The organism is Idiomarina abyssalis (genome assembly GCF_900116625.1).
GTDB lineage: Bacteria > Pseudomonadota > Gammaproteobacteria > Enterobacterales > Alteromonadaceae > Idiomarina > Idiomarina abyssalis.
The window spans coordinates 251,439-267,941 of the sequence record NZ_FPBE01000002.1 but is presented as its reverse complement, the minus strand read 5'-3'; the positions used below and the strand labels follow the sequence as shown (position 1 = coordinate 267,941).

The 16,503-nt window shown below is 46.8% G+C and carries 15 protein-coding genes and 1 tRNA gene; 15 read left to right on the top strand and 1 reads right to left on the bottom strand.

The annotated features are described in order from the left end of the window. Window positions 1–89 precede the first annotated feature (89 nt). The 4 genes from BM359_RS06775 to tgt all read left to right on the top strand — a co-directional run bounded on the left by BM359_RS06775 (window position 90) and on the right by tgt (window position 4,352). The gene (locus BM359_RS06775; RefSeq protein WP_054489568.1) at window positions 90–770 is read left to right on the top strand and encodes a TIGR00153 family protein; all 681 of its coding nucleotides are present in this window, start codon (window positions 90–92) and stop codon (window positions 768–770) included. 14 nt (window positions 771–784) lie between these two features. Then, window positions 785–2,056 (top strand): inorganic phosphate transporter, encoded by a 1,272-nt coding sequence (locus BM359_RS06770; protein WP_054489566.1) that lies wholly within the window; start codon window positions 785–787, stop codon window positions 2,054–2,056. 93 nt (window positions 2,057–2,149) lie between these two features. Beyond that, the gene (queA, locus tag BM359_RS06765; protein WP_054489564.1) at window positions 2,150–3,205 is read left to right on the top strand and encodes a tRNA preQ1(34) S-adenosylmethionine ribosyltransferase-isomerase QueA; all 1,056 of its coding nucleotides are present in this window, start codon (window positions 2,150–2,152) and stop codon (window positions 3,203–3,205) included. Window positions 3,206–3,236: 31 nt separating this feature from the next. Then, a complete protein-coding gene (gene tgt, locus BM359_RS06760; protein WP_054489688.1) occupies window positions 3,237–4,352 on the top strand; it encodes a tRNA guanosine(34) transglycosylase Tgt in 1,116 nt (371 codons plus the stop codon). On the opposite strand, the gene BM359_RS06755 is transcribed toward tgt, so the two are convergent. Then, window positions 4,328–5,665, bottom strand: coding sequence for a serine/threonine protein kinase (locus BM359_RS06755; protein ID WP_054489555.1), 1,338 nt, complete (start codon window positions 5,663–5,665; stop codon window positions 4,328–4,330). The genes tgt and BM359_RS06755 overlap by 25 nt on opposite strands. Before the next feature lie 203 nt (window positions 5,666–5,868). Here BM359_RS06755 and BM359_RS06750 point away from each other — a divergent pair, with 203 nt between their 5' ends. The 11 genes from BM359_RS06750 (at window position 5,869) to BM359_RS06700 (ending at window position 16,470) form a co-directional block, all read left to right on the top strand. Then, window positions 5,869–6,627 carry a PilZ domain-containing protein gene (locus tag BM359_RS06750; protein ID WP_054489553.1) on the top strand — a complete coding sequence of 253 codons (759 nt, stop codon included), beginning with the start codon at window positions 5,869–5,871 and terminating at the stop codon, window positions 6,625–6,627. A gap of 56 nt (window positions 6,628–6,683) precedes the next feature. Further along, complete coding sequence (gene rpsU, locus BM359_RS06745) at window positions 6,684–6,899, top strand: 30S ribosomal protein S21 (RefSeq protein WP_054489551.1); 216 nt, start codon at window positions 6,684–6,686, stop codon at window positions 6,897–6,899. Between the two features lie 137 nt (window positions 6,900–7,036). Beyond that, window positions 7,037–8,782 carry a DNA primase gene (dnaG, locus tag BM359_RS06740; protein ID WP_054489549.1) on the top strand — a complete coding sequence of 582 codons (1,746 nt, stop codon included), beginning with the start codon at window positions 7,037–7,039 and terminating at the stop codon, window positions 8,780–8,782. Window positions 8,783–8,884: 102 nt separating this feature from the next. Then, window positions 8,885–10,714, top strand: a complete 1,830-nt coding sequence (gene rpoD / locus BM359_RS06735) for an RNA polymerase sigma factor RpoD (RefSeq protein WP_054489547.1) — start codon at window positions 8,885–8,887, stop codon at window positions 10,712–10,714. A 25-nt stretch (window positions 10,715–10,739) separates the two neighbouring features. Next, window positions 10,740–11,516: an amidohydrolase family protein gene (locus BM359_RS06730; RefSeq protein ID WP_054489545.1), complete on the top strand. Its 777-nt coding sequence runs from the start codon at window positions 10,740–10,742 to the stop codon at window positions 11,514–11,516. An 18-nt stretch (window positions 11,517–11,534) separates the two neighbouring features. Beyond that, window positions 11,535–12,953 (top strand): sensor histidine kinase, encoded by a 1,419-nt coding sequence (locus tag BM359_RS06725; protein ID WP_054489543.1) that lies wholly within the window; start codon window positions 11,535–11,537, stop codon window positions 12,951–12,953. 45 nt (window positions 12,954–12,998) lie between these two features. Further along, a tRNA-Ile gene (locus tag BM359_RS06720) sits at window positions 12,999–13,074 on the top strand. 126 nt (window positions 13,075–13,200) lie between these two features. Then, window positions 13,201–13,770, top strand: coding sequence for a tellurite resistance methyltransferase TehB (gene tehB / locus BM359_RS06715; protein WP_054489541.1), 570 nt, complete (start codon window positions 13,201–13,203; stop codon window positions 13,768–13,770). 38 nt (window positions 13,771–13,808) lie between these two features. Beyond that, on the top strand, window positions 13,809–14,276 hold the full coding sequence (locus tag BM359_RS06710; RefSeq protein ID WP_054489539.1) for a cytochrome c: 468 nt from the start codon (window positions 13,809–13,811) through the stop codon (window positions 14,274–14,276). A 44-nt stretch (window positions 14,277–14,320) separates the two neighbouring features. Next, window positions 14,321–15,850 carry a S10 family peptidase gene (locus BM359_RS06705; protein ID WP_234972469.1) on the top strand — a complete coding sequence of 510 codons (1,530 nt, stop codon included), beginning with the start codon at window positions 14,321–14,323 and terminating at the stop codon, window positions 15,848–15,850. 65 nt (window positions 15,851–15,915) lie between these two features. Next, complete coding sequence (locus BM359_RS06700; protein WP_054489537.1) at window positions 15,916–16,470, top strand: YaeQ family protein; 555 nt, start codon at window positions 15,916–15,918, stop codon at window positions 16,468–16,470. The last annotated feature ends 33 nt before the right edge of the window (window positions 16,471–16,503 follow it).

Here is a 16,503-nt window from a genome sequence, read left to right as displayed (position 1 = left end):
AATTAATCAAATCTTACGGTTTCCTTTATCTTTAGATTTCGCTAACATTCGCCGCAGCTAACATCGGCTGAAAAAAATCGGATAATGTTATGTCAGTGAACTCATTTCTTGGCGTATTTGCGAAGTCGCCAATCAAACCGATGATTGAGCACATGGATGAAGTGCACCGCTGCGCCTATGCGTTGAAAGATTTCTTTAAAGCGGTTTATTCAAAGGACTGGCAGAGTGCAGAAGTCGCTCGCGCAACCATCGTAAAACACGAATCCACCGCGGATGACATGAAGCGTAAAATCCGCCTGAACCTTCCTAGTGGCTTATTTATGCCTGTAGAACGAGCTGACTTACTTGAGCTTGTTTCACAACAGGACAAAATTGCTAATAAAGCCAAAGACATCTCCGGTCTGGTTACGGGACGTGAATTGAGCATTCCTGAGTCATTAGTTAAAGACTTTGATGCGTATTTAAGTCGTTGCCTGGATGCTACAGACAAGGCTCGTGAAACCATTGGTGAATTTGACGACTTGCTGGAGACGGGCTTTAAAGGCCGCGAACGTGATCTTGTCGACAATTTCATTGCCGAGCTTGACGCAATTGAAGCCGATACTGATCAACTTCAAATTAAACTACGTCAGGACTTGCGTGGAATTGAGCTCGAAATGAACCCGGTAGATGTGATGTTCTTATATCGTATTCTGGATTGGGTGGGCGACTTGGCTGACTTGGCTGAGCGAGTCGGTGCACGTTTCGAACTGATGCTAGCACGCGTTTAAGCGGAGTCTGATTTATGGATATTATTTCTAGCTACAGCCTCCTGCTTATCGGGATGGCAGCGGTTTTTGGTTTCTTCATGGCCTGGGGTATTGGCGCAAATGACGTCGCAAATGCCATGGGTACGTCGGTTGGTTCCAAGGCGCTAACAATAAAACAGGCAATTCTTATTGCTATGGTTTTTGAGTTTGCCGGTGCTTACCTGGCAGGTGGAGAAGTCACTTCAACCATCCGCAAAGGCATTATTGACTCGGGCTACTTCGTTGATCAACCCGAACTACTTGTATTTGGTATGATCTCAGCGCTATTAGCCGCCGGCTTTTGGTTGCTGATAGCTTCTTACCTTGGCTGGCCGGTATCAACGACTCACTCCATTATTGGTGCCATTGTTGGCTTCTCTGCCGTTGGCGTTAGTATGGAGTCGGTTCAGTGGATGAAAGTGGGAGGTGTCGTTGGAAGCTGGGTTGTCACCCCCGCCATATCCGGGTTTATTGCCTATCTCATATTTATGAGTGCACAAAAGCTCATTTTTGACCGCTCTAATCCTTTAGCAATGGCTAAGCGCTATGTGCCTTACTATATGGGGTTAGCCGGCTTCGTACTGTCGTTGGTCACCATCAAAAAAGGCCTTAAGCACGTTGGACTAAACCTTGGTAGCATTGAAGGTTATTTATGGGCTCTGGGTATTGCTGTATTGGTCTTTGCTATTGGCAAAATGGCCATTGGTCGTCTTAAGTTTAACCCTTCAGACGACAAAGACATGCACTACACCAATGTGGAAAAAGTCTTTGCGATATTAATGGTGGTAACCGCCTGTGCTATGGCTTTTGCTCACGGTTCAAACGACGTTGCTAACGCTATCGGCCCACTGGCCGCTGTGGTGAGCGTGGTTACCAGCGGTGGTGATATTGGCAGTAAAGCGACATTAGCCTGGTGGGTATTGCCTTTAGGCGCTGTAGGTATTGTGGCTGGTCTTGCTATGTTGGGTAAACGCGTTATTGCCACCATTGGTAATGGCATTACGCATTTAACCCCAAGTCGCGGTTTTGCGGCGGAACTTGCCGCTGCTTCAACCGTGGTTCTGGCGTCAGGTACCGGGTTGCCGATATCAACCACACAAACGCTGGTTGGTGCAGTATTGGGTGTTGGTATGGCGCGTGGTATCGCGGCCCTGAATCTTGGTGTTGTTCGCAATATCGTTATTTCATGGGTTGTTACCTTGCCGGCAGGTGCCATTATGTCCATCATCTTCTTCTACATTCTGAAAGCAATTTTCGGTGTAGCCTAAGCTTGCGATAAACGGACAGCCTGTAACAGTGACAGGCTGTCCACTTTCCAGTAAAATCCGCGCTTCATTACATCTCGCAATTGCAGCACGGACATGTCAGATACCAATCATTCTTCTTTAAAAGTCAGTGACTTTTCATTCGAACTACCCGATGAGCTTATAGCCCGCTATCCGCAGGAGCAGCGCAGTGCAAGCCGGCTATTGTCGGTGAATGCGAATGAAAACAGCATTGCTCACAAACAGTTCAGGAATATCGTTGATGAGTTAAACGCGGGTGATTTACTGGTGTTTAACGATACCCGGGTTATTCCGGCCCGGTTACTGGGTGAAAAAGTCTCTGGCGGTAAAGTAGAGGTTCTGGTCGAGCGCCTACTGGATGACCATAGGGTGCTTGCGCATGTCCGTGCTAACCGCGCTCCTAAAGCGGGTGCTGAATTGCTGTTGGAAGGCCACGTAAAAGTCACTATGCTGGCCCGGCATGATGCGCTTTTTGAACTGAAATTTGAACACGAAGAAACGGTATTGGAACTGCTGGAACAATACGGGCACATGCCATTGCCGCCTTATATCGACCGCCCCGATGAAAGCTCTGACAAAGAGCGCTACCAAACCGTTTATAACCGCGAACCCGGTGCCGTTGCAGCACCTACCGCAGGCCTGCACTTTGACGACGAAATTTTGCAGCAGTTGCGGGATAAAGGCGTGAACTTTGCCTATGTCACCTTGCACGTAGGCGCCGGAACCTTTCAGCCGGTGCGAGTTGAAGACATTAACGACCATGTAATGCACAGTGAGTACGCCAAAGTCAGTGCCGAAACCTGCCATGCTATTAAGCAAACCAAGGCTGCGGGCGGCCGGGTGGTGGCGGTTGGTACAACCTCTGTTCGCTCGCTGGAGTCAGCTGCTCAGGCTTCACCGTCAGAAGACATTGAACCGTTTTTTGATGACACCGATATTTTTATCTTTCCGGGGTATGAATTTAAAGTTGTCGACAGTTTGATAACCAACTTTCATTTACCTGAGTCCACGCTCATTATGCTGGTGTCAGCATTTGCGGGTCGTGATTTAATTATGAAGGCTTATAATGAAGCCATTAAAGAGCGCTATCGATTCTTTAGCTACGGCGACGCCATGCTGTTACAGCGCTAAATTTAATACACTGAAGTGAATACTTATGACAATGAAATTTGAACTAGATAAAACCAGTGGTCGCGCGCGTCGCGGACGTATGGTGTTTGAACGCGGAACCGTAGAAACGCCGGCATTTATGCCTGTTGGGACTTTAGGTACGGTAAAAGGCATGACACCAGAGGAAGTGAAAGAAACCGGCGCACAAATTTGCCTGGGCAATACCTTTCATTTAATGCTGCGTCCCGGGACACAAATTATCCAGCAGCACGGTGATCTGCACGACTTCATGAACTGGGACAAGCCTATTTTGACCGACTCAGGTGGCTTTCAGGTTTTTAGCCTGGGTGAGCTTCGTAAAATTACCGAAGAGGGCGTGACTTTCCGCTCGCCAATTAACGGTGAGAAAATTCTGTTAACGCCTGAAAAGTCTATGCAGGTTCAGCGTGAGCTGGGCTCCGATATTGTCATGATATTTGATGAATGCACACCGTTCCCTGCGACGCAGGCAGAAGCCCGCAGTTCAATGGAGCTTTCGCTGCGTTGGGCCGAACGTTCTAAGCAGGAGCACGGCGACAATAACGCCGCGCTTTTCGGCATTATTCAGGGCGGCATGTACGAAGAATTGCGTGATATTTCTCTGAAAGGCCTGACCGATATCGGGTTTGATGGCTATGCTATTGGTGGCTTGTCGGTTGGCGAGCCTAAAGAAGACATGATGCGCATTTTAGAGCACACTGCGCCGCAAATGCCTGAGCAAAAACCTCGCTACTTAATGGGTGTGGGTAAACCAGAAGACTTAGTTGAAGCGGTGCGTCGTGGTATCGATATGTTCGACTGTGTTATGCCAACCCGTAATGCACGTAACGGCCACTTGTTTATTAGTTCGGGCGTGGTAAAAATTCGTAACGCTGTGCACCGCACAGATACCTCACCGTTAGACGAAAACTGTGACTGCTACACTTGTAAAAACTATTCTCGCGCGTATCTGCATCATCTGGACCGCACTAACGAGATGCTGGGCTCACGCCTGAACACCATCCATAACTTACGCTTTTATCAAAAAGTGATGAGTGACATGCGTGACGCTTTAGATGCGGGAACCTTTGATGAGTTCGTAGAAGAGTTCTATCGATTAAGAGATCAGTCAGTACCACCACTGGACTGATACTGACTTATTTGACGGTGTAATTTTTGGTAGCGATCGACATTCGGTTGACTGTTGATCGCTGCTTTAGCGGATTGCGATGCCGAGTCCGCCCACTGTTTTACCAGGTGAGGCTGTTCACTATTAAGCTTGGCTAAGCCTAAATACATTCTGGCTCTCAAATAAAAAGCTCCCGGTTTATCTTCATAATGTTCAGGTTCACCCAATTCATTAACAGCGTTAAGTAACATAGTGGTGATTTGGGCCTGACTAAAAATACGCTCCGAGTTTAAGATGAAGTTTGCGCGCTCAACATGATATTGAAGCTTGTCAGGGTTATTACTGACAGCGTCGTCAAAGTGCGTCAAAGCTAGCTCAGCCTGTTCTGTTGCCTGCTGAATATAACCATCGTTAACTAAGTGTATGGAATAATGTGCAAAAACAACTGCGTGCGCATACTGATTTTTGTCGGTTGAATAATTTTTAAAAAGAAAGGCATTGGTTGGTTCGCGCAAAAACGCGAACATAACCAGTACGATAATCAGAGCGGCAGCATTGGCGGCACCAAGTTTCAAGAAACGTTGCTTCAATTTATAACGATGGAACCAGGTGTTCAGAGCCTTTTGAAAATCTCGACAGTTGCGAAAATTCGAGTTCGGCTCCAGCGAAAGTGCACGTTTTATAATTTCTCCCAGCCCCGATGGAAGCCGGTTGCGCTGTACGACTGAATTTTGAAAAAATGGTTCAGGCATCATTCCCGTTAACAAAAACAGCAGCAACGCACTTAACTGATAAATATCTCGTTGAATGGTTAGCGGAGAACTTGGAGCTGCAATGCTCAAGTCAACTAATGCAACGTTATTGTGGTATTCCTTGGTAGCCTCCGCCGATGAGCGGATCATAATATTATGAGGATGAATGTCGTTGTGTGCGTACCCGGCTTCGTGCATACGGCAAACCGCATCCACTAAAGAGCTGGTAACACTTATAGCCTCGTTAGCCGACATACTGCCCTTAGCTTTACTAAGGGGCTCACCTTCAATGTACTCTAAAACCATAAATAATGACGACGAGGAAACCTCGGGCTCACCAATGTCGAACACCCGGCACAATGCAGGGTGGTTAACGCTGGATAAAAGGCGCGCTTCATTGACTAATCTATGGCGACTGACAATAGACGGGGAGCGCGCAAACTTAATTGCGACCTCACGTTTTAAGCGCTGGTCGTAAGCTTTGTAGACCAGACCACTGCCACCATGCCCCAATAACTTTATGCACTGGTATCGTGCCGGTATTGGATAAGGAAATGTTTTGTCCGGATGTGCTTCAGCCAAATTCGTATCCTTACTGGTTAAGCTCAAATCCAGTCTAACTATGACTATGATCAAACAACAGGTTTTGAGTGGCTAGTCATCATTAACTTTGGGGTTGACGTCAATTGACATCAATTAAAAATAATCGAGCCAGTGCTTAAAAAGTAGCAGATATAAGCTATGATGAGTTTCATAAAAAAATAATAAAGCAGGGGTTAGCACTGATGCAGGAAGACAGTGATGTTTTAGCAAACAGTGGATTCAGGCAATTTGTTGAAGTCCAGATTAAGAACAATGACAGCTATACGCGCTTGAATATGACGCTAGTGGGGCAGCAACATCCAGACTACCTTATTCTGGAACTGTCCCGGCAGTACTGTTGGCAGGACACTTTACCGCTTTTGGTTGCTGATAAAACCATCGGGTTAAAGACCGTCTCTCCAAACGGCGAACAGATAACAGGCGTTGTCGATGTGCTTCATATGACACAATATCCACAAAAGCTATTATTTGTTAGCTATCCAAGAGAAGCAGACGTACAAGTATTACGTTCGTCGCCAAGAATAGCGGTAAACTGCGACGCGACACTGCAATTGAAGCAGAACAATAAGTTTGGAGATCGCCTGCCTGGTAAGGTGGTTGATATTTCAGATAAGGGAATAGCTTTTAACTATCGCGGAACCTCCCCTGTTAATGCAACTGAAATGACCCAGTTTAAGGCTGAGGTGAAAGTTAAAACTACCCCGCAGGCAGTCTTCTTTTCGGAGCTTTTGGTGAGAAGCGTTAAGTCTGTCGGCCCGCAACTTTGGCAATTAGGGCTGGCGTATAAAGAAAAACCAAATAATTTACAGGATTTAGTCAGTACACTCTTACTCGAGTCCACGCCAGTCCGCGAGCTGCTTAGCGATAATGACTCTGGTTGGGATGCATCGGATAACACTTTACAAGGCGATTCTGAGTCGGTACAATTCAGCACCAATTGAACCCGTAGTGGTTAATTTTTAACCGAAACAGATAATTTATCCGAGGTGATTTTTTAATGCCAGTCGTTAAAGTGAAAGAAAACGAGCCGTTTGACGTAGCTTTGCGTCGCTTTAAGCGCTCTTGTGAAAAAGCAGGTGTTCTGTCTGAAGTCCGTCGTCGCGAGCACTATGAAAAGCCGACTTCAGAGCGTAAGCGCAAGAAAGCTGCTGCGGTAAAGCGTCACGCGAAAAAACTGTCTCGTGAAAACGCTCGTCGTACTCGTCTTTACTAAGACATTACTTACGACAATTTGAGTGTTCACTTTTTCGTAAAGTGCTGAAAGCCGTGACTGTATTGTCGCGGCTTTCGTGTTTCTGCTACTTTATTGTTTTCCAATTCACGCTTTTAAAATTTTAATATTGAGACAATATGGCAGGCTTGATCCCTAAAAGCTTTATTCATGATTTGCTTGAACGAGCAGACATTGTCGAGATAGTAGATAGCCGTGTGCCGCTGAAAAAAGCCGGCAAAAACCATCAGGCCTGCTGCCCTTTTCATAACGAGAAGACCCCCTCATTTACGGTTAGCCAGGACAAGCAGTTTTACCATTGCTTTGGTTGTGGCCAGCATGGCAACGCCATTGATTTTCTGATGGAGTTCGACGGCTTAAACTTTCCTGATGCAGTGGAAGAGCTGGCGGGAATCATGGGGGTTGAAGTGCCGCGCGAACAGGCGGAAAACCCAGAGCTTGCTCAAAAGAAACAACAGCAAGTGCGGGACGATGCCGAGCTGATGAGCAAAACAGCCCGCTTTTTTCAGCATCAGCTGAAACACCATGAAAATTCTGAACGGGTTATCAACTATCTAAAAGGTCGCGGTTTAAGCGGTGAAACGGTAAAGCGTTTTCAAATTGGTTATGCGCCGGACGCCTGGGACAGCTTGCTGAGTACGTTCGGTAGTTCAGCGCCGCAAAGGCAACAGTTATTAGAGTTAAAGCTCATTAATCGTAATGAAAAAGGGCGGCATTACGACTTTTTCCGTGACCGGGTCATGTTTCCTATTCATGACAGACGCGGCCGGGTTGTTGGTTTTGGCGGACGAATTATTGACGGCGACGGACCTAAATACCTGAACTCGCCAGAAACCCGCTTATTTCATAAAGGCAGTGAACTCTACGGTTACTGGCATATGCAACAAGCCGTGCGTAAGCCTGAGCAGGTCTGCATTGTCGAGGGCTACATGGATGTTGTTGCCTTGTCGCAGGCCGGTATTGATTATGCGGTGGCGTCACTTGGAACGGCAACGACAAGTGAACAATTACAGCGTTTATTCCGTACGAGTCCAAGAGTGGTTTGCTGTTATGACGGTGACCGAGCAGGTCGGGACGCAGCCTGGCGTGCATTAGAAAATGCACTACCTTTATTGCGTGACGGACTGGATATGGCGTTCTTGTTTTTACCGGAAGGTGAAGACCCGGACTCTGTCGTGCGGGAACATGGCGCAGAAGCTTTTGAACAGCAATTAAAACGAGCGACACCTTTCACTGAGTACTTCTTTGAGCATTTACAGGCGGATATTGATGTTACTTCTGACGCCGGACGCTCACAATTGCTGAGTATTGCAAAACCATTAATAGAGAAAGTCGCGAGTGACTACTACCGCGATACCCTAATGCAACGGTTGGCAGAGAAGCTTCGTCGTGAAACCTCACAACTGGAACGTCATTTTGATAAGCCTCAGCGCCAGTCCCGACCAAAAGACAGCGTTAAAATGACTCCGTTGCGTAAAGCGATAGCTTTGCTGGTTCAATACCCTCAGCTAGCGCAGTCAATTCCGGTTAGAGAGGAACTGCGGGAGTTGCAAGTCAATGGTATCGATTTACTCGTAGCGTTGCATAAACAATGCGCAGAACGAACTATGACGACAGCGCAGGTTTTAGAAGGGTGGCGCGATACCGAGTATTACCAGCCTTTACAGAAGCTGGCTTTATGGCAGCATCAGCTCGACGAAGACAACGTTGAGCAAGAATTTAACGATATATTTATTTATCTTATTGACCAATATGTGGAACAGCGTGCAAACGCACTTTTAAAGAAAGAGCAAAAAGGGGCTTTAACCCGGGTTGAACGTCAAGAATATCAGACGCTCATTCAGTACTTAAGTAAGGCAAGATAGTACATCCCGGTGCGTCTTACGCTAGCTTAAAAGTCAGTATTCTGTTATACTGTTTGGTCATTTTGGATACTCTACATTCACAGTCACAGGTGGAACGTCTGTATGCAGCAGAATCGGCAATCGCAACTTAAGGTCCTTATTGCGAAAGGCAAAGAGCAAGGGTTTTTGACATTTGCTGAAGTCAACGACCATTTACCGCAAGAAATTGTTGATTCCGATCAGGTTGAAGACATTATTCGCATGATCAACGACATGGGGATCCGCGTTTTTGAAAGCGCGCCCGATGCTGATGATCTGATGATGGCAGAAAGTGCTGCTGATGAAGACGCTGCCGAAGAGGCCGCTCAGGCGTTAGCTTCTGTTGACGGTGAAATTGGTCGTACGACCGACCCTGTGCGCATGTATATGCGTGAAATGGGTACGGTTGAGCTACTGACCCGCGAAGGCGAAATTGACATTGCCAAGCGTATTGAAGAAGGCATTAATCAGGTTCAGTGCTCTGTTGCTGAGTATCCTGAAGCTATTAACTTCCTGCTTGAGCAATGGGACTCCTACGAAGCCGAAGAACTGCGCTTAACCGATATTATTTCCGGATTCATTGACCCCGACGAAGTAGACGAAGCTCCCGTTGCTGCTACTCACGTTGGTTCTGAGCTTCCAACCGAAGAGTTGGAAGATGAAGACGACGATGATGACGATGACGAAGAAGAAACGGATACCGGTATTGATCCGGAATTTGCTCGCAGCAAGTTCAATGCCCTACGCGAACAATACGAAGCAACTCGTCAGGCTATTGCAAAGCATGGTCGTGATGGTGCCGATGCCCGCGTTGAAATTGACAAGCTCAGTGATTTATTCAAACAGTTCCGCTTAGTTCCTAAACAGTTTGACCGTCTGGTTAAAGACATGCGTGCCATGATGCAACGCGTACGCGTTCAGGAACGCATTATTATGAAGCTAAGCGTCGAGCAGGGCGAAATGCCTAAGCGCAGCTTTATGAAAGCCTTTGCCAGCAATGAAAACAGCATGGCCTGGGTGGATAAAGAAATAGACTCTGGTGCCGGTTACTCCGACACACTAAAAGAAGTTCGCGGCGAAATTGAACGCTGCGTCAACAAGTTAGTTGATGTGGAAAAAGAGACCGGCTTAACCATTGGTAAAGTAAAAGACATCAACCGTCGTATGTCTATTGGTGAGGCTAAAGCCCGCCGTGCGAAAAAAGAAATGGTTGAAGCTAACCTGCGTCTGGTTATCTCTATTGCTAAGAAGTACACAAACCGTGGCTTACAGTTCCTGGACTTAATTCAGGAAGGTAACATTGGCTTGATGAAAGCCGTGGATAAATTCGAATATCGCCGTGGTTATAAGTTCTCAACTTATGCTACCTGGTGGATCCGTCAGGCTATTACCCGTTCCATCGCGGACCAGGCCCGTACTATTCGTATTCCGGTCCACATGATAGAGACCATTAATAAGCTTAACCGCATTTCACGCCAAATGTTGCAGGAAATGGGTCGTGAGCCTTTACCGGAAGAGCTTGCCGAGCGCATGATGATGCCGGAAGACAAAATCCGTAAGGTATTAAAAATTGCGAAAGAGCCAATTTCGATGGAAACCCCAATTGGTGACGACGAAGATTCGCACCTGGGTGACTTCATAGAAGACAATACGCTGGACCTTCCTATTGACTCAGCAACGTCAGAAAGCCTGCGTAACTCGGTTCGTGACGTGCTTGGCGGTTTAACAGCTCGTGAAGCAAAAGTATTGCGTATGCGCTTTGGTATTGATATGAATACAGACCATACTTTAGAAGAAGTTGGTAAGCAGTTTGATGTAACTCGTGAACGAATTCGTCAAATTGAAGCCAAAGCATTAAGAAAGCTTCGCCATCCAAGTCGCTCTGAGCAGCTTAAATCGTTCTTGGATGAGTAAGATATTCTCTGACACAGGAGGCAGCATGGGTAACAACCGTGACAATTGGCCGAAACGTATTATTGACTCTCATTTGCACATTTATGATGACGAGTTTCCGCTAATTGAAAACCAAGGTCATATCCCTGAGCCTTTTTATATTGATGATTATCGGAACTTAGTGCGTGGCATGCCGATAGAAGGCGGTGTCATTGTGTCTGGTTCCTTCCAGGGCTTCGAGCAACGCTATTTAAAAGCGGCGCTGGAAAATCTGGGCGGCAACTTTGTTGGTGTTACACAGTTACCAGGTTCAGTTAGCGATGAAAAAATTCAGCAACTGAATGAGCATGGTATTCGCGGCGTACGCGTTAACTTAAAACGCGGCGTTCATCGTGACATTGAAGGTATTGTCGAGTTTGGTAAGCGTATTTGGGACTTAGCCGGCTGGCATTTGGAAATTTACGTCGATAGCCGTGAGCTCGACGACATGGTACCCACCTTACTTAAGTTGCCTAAACTGAGTGTAGACCACTTAGGTATGGCAAAATCAGGGTTGTCTCAGGTGCGTCGTTTAGCTGAAGGTGGCGTAAAAATTAAAGCCAGTGGCTTTGGTCGTACCGAAGTTAATGTAGAAGACGCCATTAAGACACTGAATAAGACCAACCCGGATGCCTTAATGTTTGGTACCGATTTACCGGGTACGCGCAGTACTCGCTCATTTGAGCCCTCTGACATTACCACGATTGTGAATGCATTGGACGACGATGAAGCGGTTGATAAGGTTTTTTATCAGAATGCCCGAAATTTTTACAATCTACCTTAGTAAAAGAGAGTGAGGTAAGTGCAGTCTCTCTCTTCCCACACAAAACATAACCGCTGGCTGGCTATTGCAATGATTGCAGTAGCCGTTGGCGGTTTACTTGTTGCGTTCTGGTTTTCTGCGGGCGAGACATTGCAGCGCAATCAAGCGCTAATGGGCAAAGCCTGTAAAAATGCTCAGCTTGCTGTCGACAGTCTTTACCCTGAATCGGAGTCGCCTCAGCAGCAAGTAACTAACCCCGATTTAATGCATCAGGCACTGGATGAAGCACTAACCAATGTCGATGGCGTTAAAGGCGGGTTTTGGCATACAGCCCAAGGCTTTATCGGCTTCTCTTTACCGACAAACGGCGGTGACGTTACAGACGTTGGCATTCGTAACGACGACATCCCAATTGTTCGCTCTGCTGTGCAGCGTTCTTTAGAGCAGCAAAGGGACATTGTCTCTGTTCAGTCTAATGAGCAACTTGCAACTGTCGTGGCGGCCTGCCCTGAAAAGAATCACTACAACCTGGGTATTTGGCTGAAAAAGCATGTCCAGTTTGTACCTCCTAACTTTACTCTTATTGTTAGCGCTCTGTTTGTGGTGCTTGCCGTTATTGGCGGCGTTTTAATTGTGCGCGAGTCTGTCTTTAACCGTAACTGGCATTCAGAGCGAGATCGCATTGTTGCACAGGCCGAAGACAGCTCTCAGGCGGTTTCTGTCACCACCGAAATTCCGGAAATTCAGCCATTGTTAATGCTGTTGTATCAGGCTCGACAGCAAATTCAGTCTAAAGAGCGCGAATTAAGCCAGCAAATGAACAAAGTTATTATGGCTAATCAAAAAACGTTGATTGGTCGTATTGCTCGTTCTATGACAGCGCTTGCAATGACTGAACTTGAAGAAATAAAGCGTAAGTTACCCAAAGCAAACGCTGACGACATTAAAGAAAGGGTGTTACAGCTGACAGAGTTGTTCAGTTCTTTTGAGAGAGTTACTGAGGGTGCCGGGGAAAGCAAGCCAACGTCCATTGATGCCGAAGACTTTCTCCAGGAGCTGTCCGACTACCATGAAAGCACCGGAAATGTTAAAGACATAACGCTTACCGCAATAGCTGAAAAAGGCCTTAAATTTGAAGCGGAGCGCTTATTACTGCGTTTTGCACTGGATTATCTGATACGGCATATCATAACCTTTGTGCCAGCCAATTCAGAAATTATGCTGCAGGCAACGGCCGAAGAAAACTTTGTGAAAATTGCTATTAGCGACGAAAGTGCCGGTATAGAGAATAAAAACAAACATTTGCTGTTTCATGCCGATGAGCTTGCGCCGACCCAATACGGTATAGGGCTTAAGGTAGTGCGTGATACACTGCGGAACCAGAATGGCGACATCAGCTACGAAAAAGTCGACAAAACTTCGCGATTTAACGTGCTGATACCCATGACAAAAGCGTAAAAACTTCGTATAATCTGCGCCGCTTTACAGCTTCCAATCAAAAATGGCCCCTTAGCTCAGTGGTTAGAGCACCCGACTCATAATCGGTTGGTCCCCAGTTCAAATCTGGGAGGGGCCACCACTCTTACTCGTTACTCTTAACCACGCAGATATTGATCTGTATCGTCAATGTCGTCAGCTACGCTTATTTAATAACGAACTAAAAGTAGTACCATGCCAGCTCATTATTGAAAACTAGGTGAGCACAATGCCAGCTGATATAAATAGCCGTTATGGGCTAAACCCTGCGCACAGCGAAGTCATAGAAGCAGGCGAGACTATAGCGCCGTGTAACGCCCTGGATATGGGCTGTTCTAATGGCCGTAACGCTTTGTATTTGAGCCAGCTTGGTTTCAACGTGACCGCGTTAGACAATAACCCTGACGCTATCAATATGCTGCGGCAAATAGTCAGTGAAAAGGGTATCAACAACATTGAAGCGCGAGTTTACGACATTAATGATGCAGAACTAAGCGATGACTATGGGTTGATTGCCTGCACGGTAACTTTAATGTTCCTTCATCCTTCGCGTGTTGATGCAGTTATTGAAGATATGCAGTCGCATACCCTACCCGGTGGTTATAACTTAATTGTTTGTGCTATGGATACTAATGAGCACCCGTGCCCGGTTCCTTTCCCTTTTATGTTTAAAGCTGGGCAGTTACGTGATGCCTATGAGGGATGGGAGTTAGTTAAGTACAACGAAGATGTCGGTACTATGCACAATGGCGCGCAACTGCAGTTTGCAACCATGCTAGCGCGTAAACCGAGCAAATAAAGAACACAAAGATGTGGCAGTCTTATTAAGGAGGCATCATGAAACTTCGTCAGAAAGTAGGCTATGTAGGTTTAACGTTAGCCGCGGTTGGTTTGTCTTTAAATACTTTAGCGGCGGATCCTGTCACGCCTAAACTTACAGACAGGCTAAGTCAGTTATTACAACAAGAAATGCGTTCAATTCAATCGGCAATGGCCTCAATTCATGTTTCCATGGTTACGGGTGAGCATGAACGGGTAGCAACCAATGCGCAGCAAATACACGACAGTTTTATAATGAAGCAGGCTTTGACTGAACAGGACAAAGAAGACTTAATGTCGGCGGTTCCAGAAGGCTTCGTAAAGCTGGATAAAGACTTTCACCGACTCGCAGCAGGGCTGGCTGAGGCGGCGAAAGACAGAGATACTCAAAAACAATATGAACTTTATAACGAAATGACGGCTAGCTGTATTGCTTGTCATAGCCGGTATGTATCAGATCGTTTTGATGGGTTAGCAGAACAGTAATTTGTGGTAATCTGATGAAATTACCCTGATTAGGAAGTAAAACTGTGAAATTGTTGACCAACTATCTAACTCTTTTATCTTTTCTTCTGTTGGTGTCATTACCCACCAGCGCGCTGGCACAAACCACTGAATCAGAAAGTGAAGAAAAACCTGTACCTGATCCAACCGAGTTTGTTTCCGAGCATACCGGCTCTTTTAACGGAGAACGCATTGATTATCGGGTGACTGCCGGCGAGACCTACCTGCAAAACGCTGAGGGCGAGCCGACGGCTAGCATTTTTTCTTTTGATTATGTTGCCGAGGATGAAGAAAATCGCCCGGTGACGTTTGTCTGGAACGGCGGCCCGGGTTCGTCTTCAAACTGGTTGCATATGGGCGGTTATGGCCCTAAACGTATTGTCGTGCCCAGCGACGCAGAGCATCCGGGTGCTGCGCCTTATACCATTAAAGATGCACCTGAAACCATTCTCGATGTTACCGACATGGTGTTTGTGGATCCGGTTGGTACGGGGTTCTCACGCGCTATTGGTAAGGGCAAAAAAGAAGACTTTTGGGGGCTGACGGAAGACGCAGACTCCATGGCTGCTTTTATTGCCCAGTGGCTAACCGAGAACAACCGCTGGAACTCGCCGGTATTCTTGTTAGGTGAGAGCTTTGGTACCACCCGAGCCGCTGCCGTTGCTAAGGTACTGCTCGACGACTACGTAATAAACGTTAACGGTATTGTGTTTGTGTCTCAGGCGCTTGATTATCAGGGCTCTACCCCGTATGTCGATGACAATATCATTTCCTACATTACTTATATTCCGACCATGTCTGCCACGGCGTGGTATCACGGCAAAGTAGATAACTCGGGTGACTTTGAGGCTTTTATTCAGCAAAGCCGTGAGTTCGCAACACAAGAGCTACTACCTGCGTTGTTTGAAGGGAATTTGCTTAGTGAGGATAAAAGAGCAGAGTTAGTCAGCGAACTGCAACGTTTTACCGGTTTGAGCAAAGGGTATATTGAGCGCGTTGACTTGCGCATTAATGCGTTTCGTTTTGCTAAAGAGTTGCGGCGCGACGAAGGTGTAGCCGTAGGCTTGCTCGATAGCCGTTACACCAAAGATGAACGCGACGATGTTGCCGCAAGCCCGCGTGAAGATGCTGCCCGCGCCATTTCACCGGCCTATAAGGCATCGCTGATGCACTACATGCGCAATGAATTAGGAATCGATTGGGGTCGCACTTACTTAAATCCGGCTGACCCGGAGCTTTCCGGAAAATGGCGTTGGAGCCCTAAGCCTGAAGGCCAAACATGGGAGCCTCATTACGTGAATACCGCTCCTGATTTAGCCGCAGTTTTGCGCAGTAACCCCGCGTTAAAAGTCATGGTGGGCTCTGGTTACTATGATCTGATTACCCCGTTTTTTGATGCTGAGTACACACTGAATCGCCACGGTATTGCATCTGACGATATTATCTACCAATACTACCACGGCGGGCACATGATGTATGTGCATGAACCGGCGAGAAAGGCGTTACTGGAAGATACCCGACAGTTTATTCAGACGCAGACTGAAACCACTGATTAACTATATCAATAGCGCGAGGCTCATGTGACTTTCGCGCTACCACACTCGTTCATTTAGGTACCGAAATGGCATTGCAAGCAACCCCTTATAAAATCTCTCTGGATATTTCGGATACTGATCGCGGCGTTTACGAGAGTGTGAAATTTACCGTTGCCCGACATCCGTCCGAGACGGAGCTTCGTTTAGCCACGCGAGTATTGGCTTATGCGATGTTCTATCATCCTCAATTAGCCTTTGGCCGAGGGTTATCTGACAGCGATGAAGCGGCACTCTGGGAAATGGATCTCACTGGTGAAATTCAGCATTGGATTGATGTTGGCCTTCCTGATGCGGCTCGGGTTATCAAAGCCAGTCGGCGTGCACCGCGGATGTCGGTAGTTGTTTATGGTAATGCGCGGTTGTGGCGAGAAAAAGTGCTACCTCAGTTTGCTCACTTAACCAACGTGAATGTGTTTGTTTTACCGCAAAATGAATTAGCTGAGATTGCTTCCAAACTACAACGCTCGACACATTGGGGCGTGATGATCAGTGATGGTCAGCTGTACATCAGTGATGATGTCGAACAGATGACCGTTGCGTTTGAGTGTCTGCATGGTGAAATGCCGGAGTTCCACCTATGAGATGTTATGCTCATGGAAGCAGCTGTATGGCTG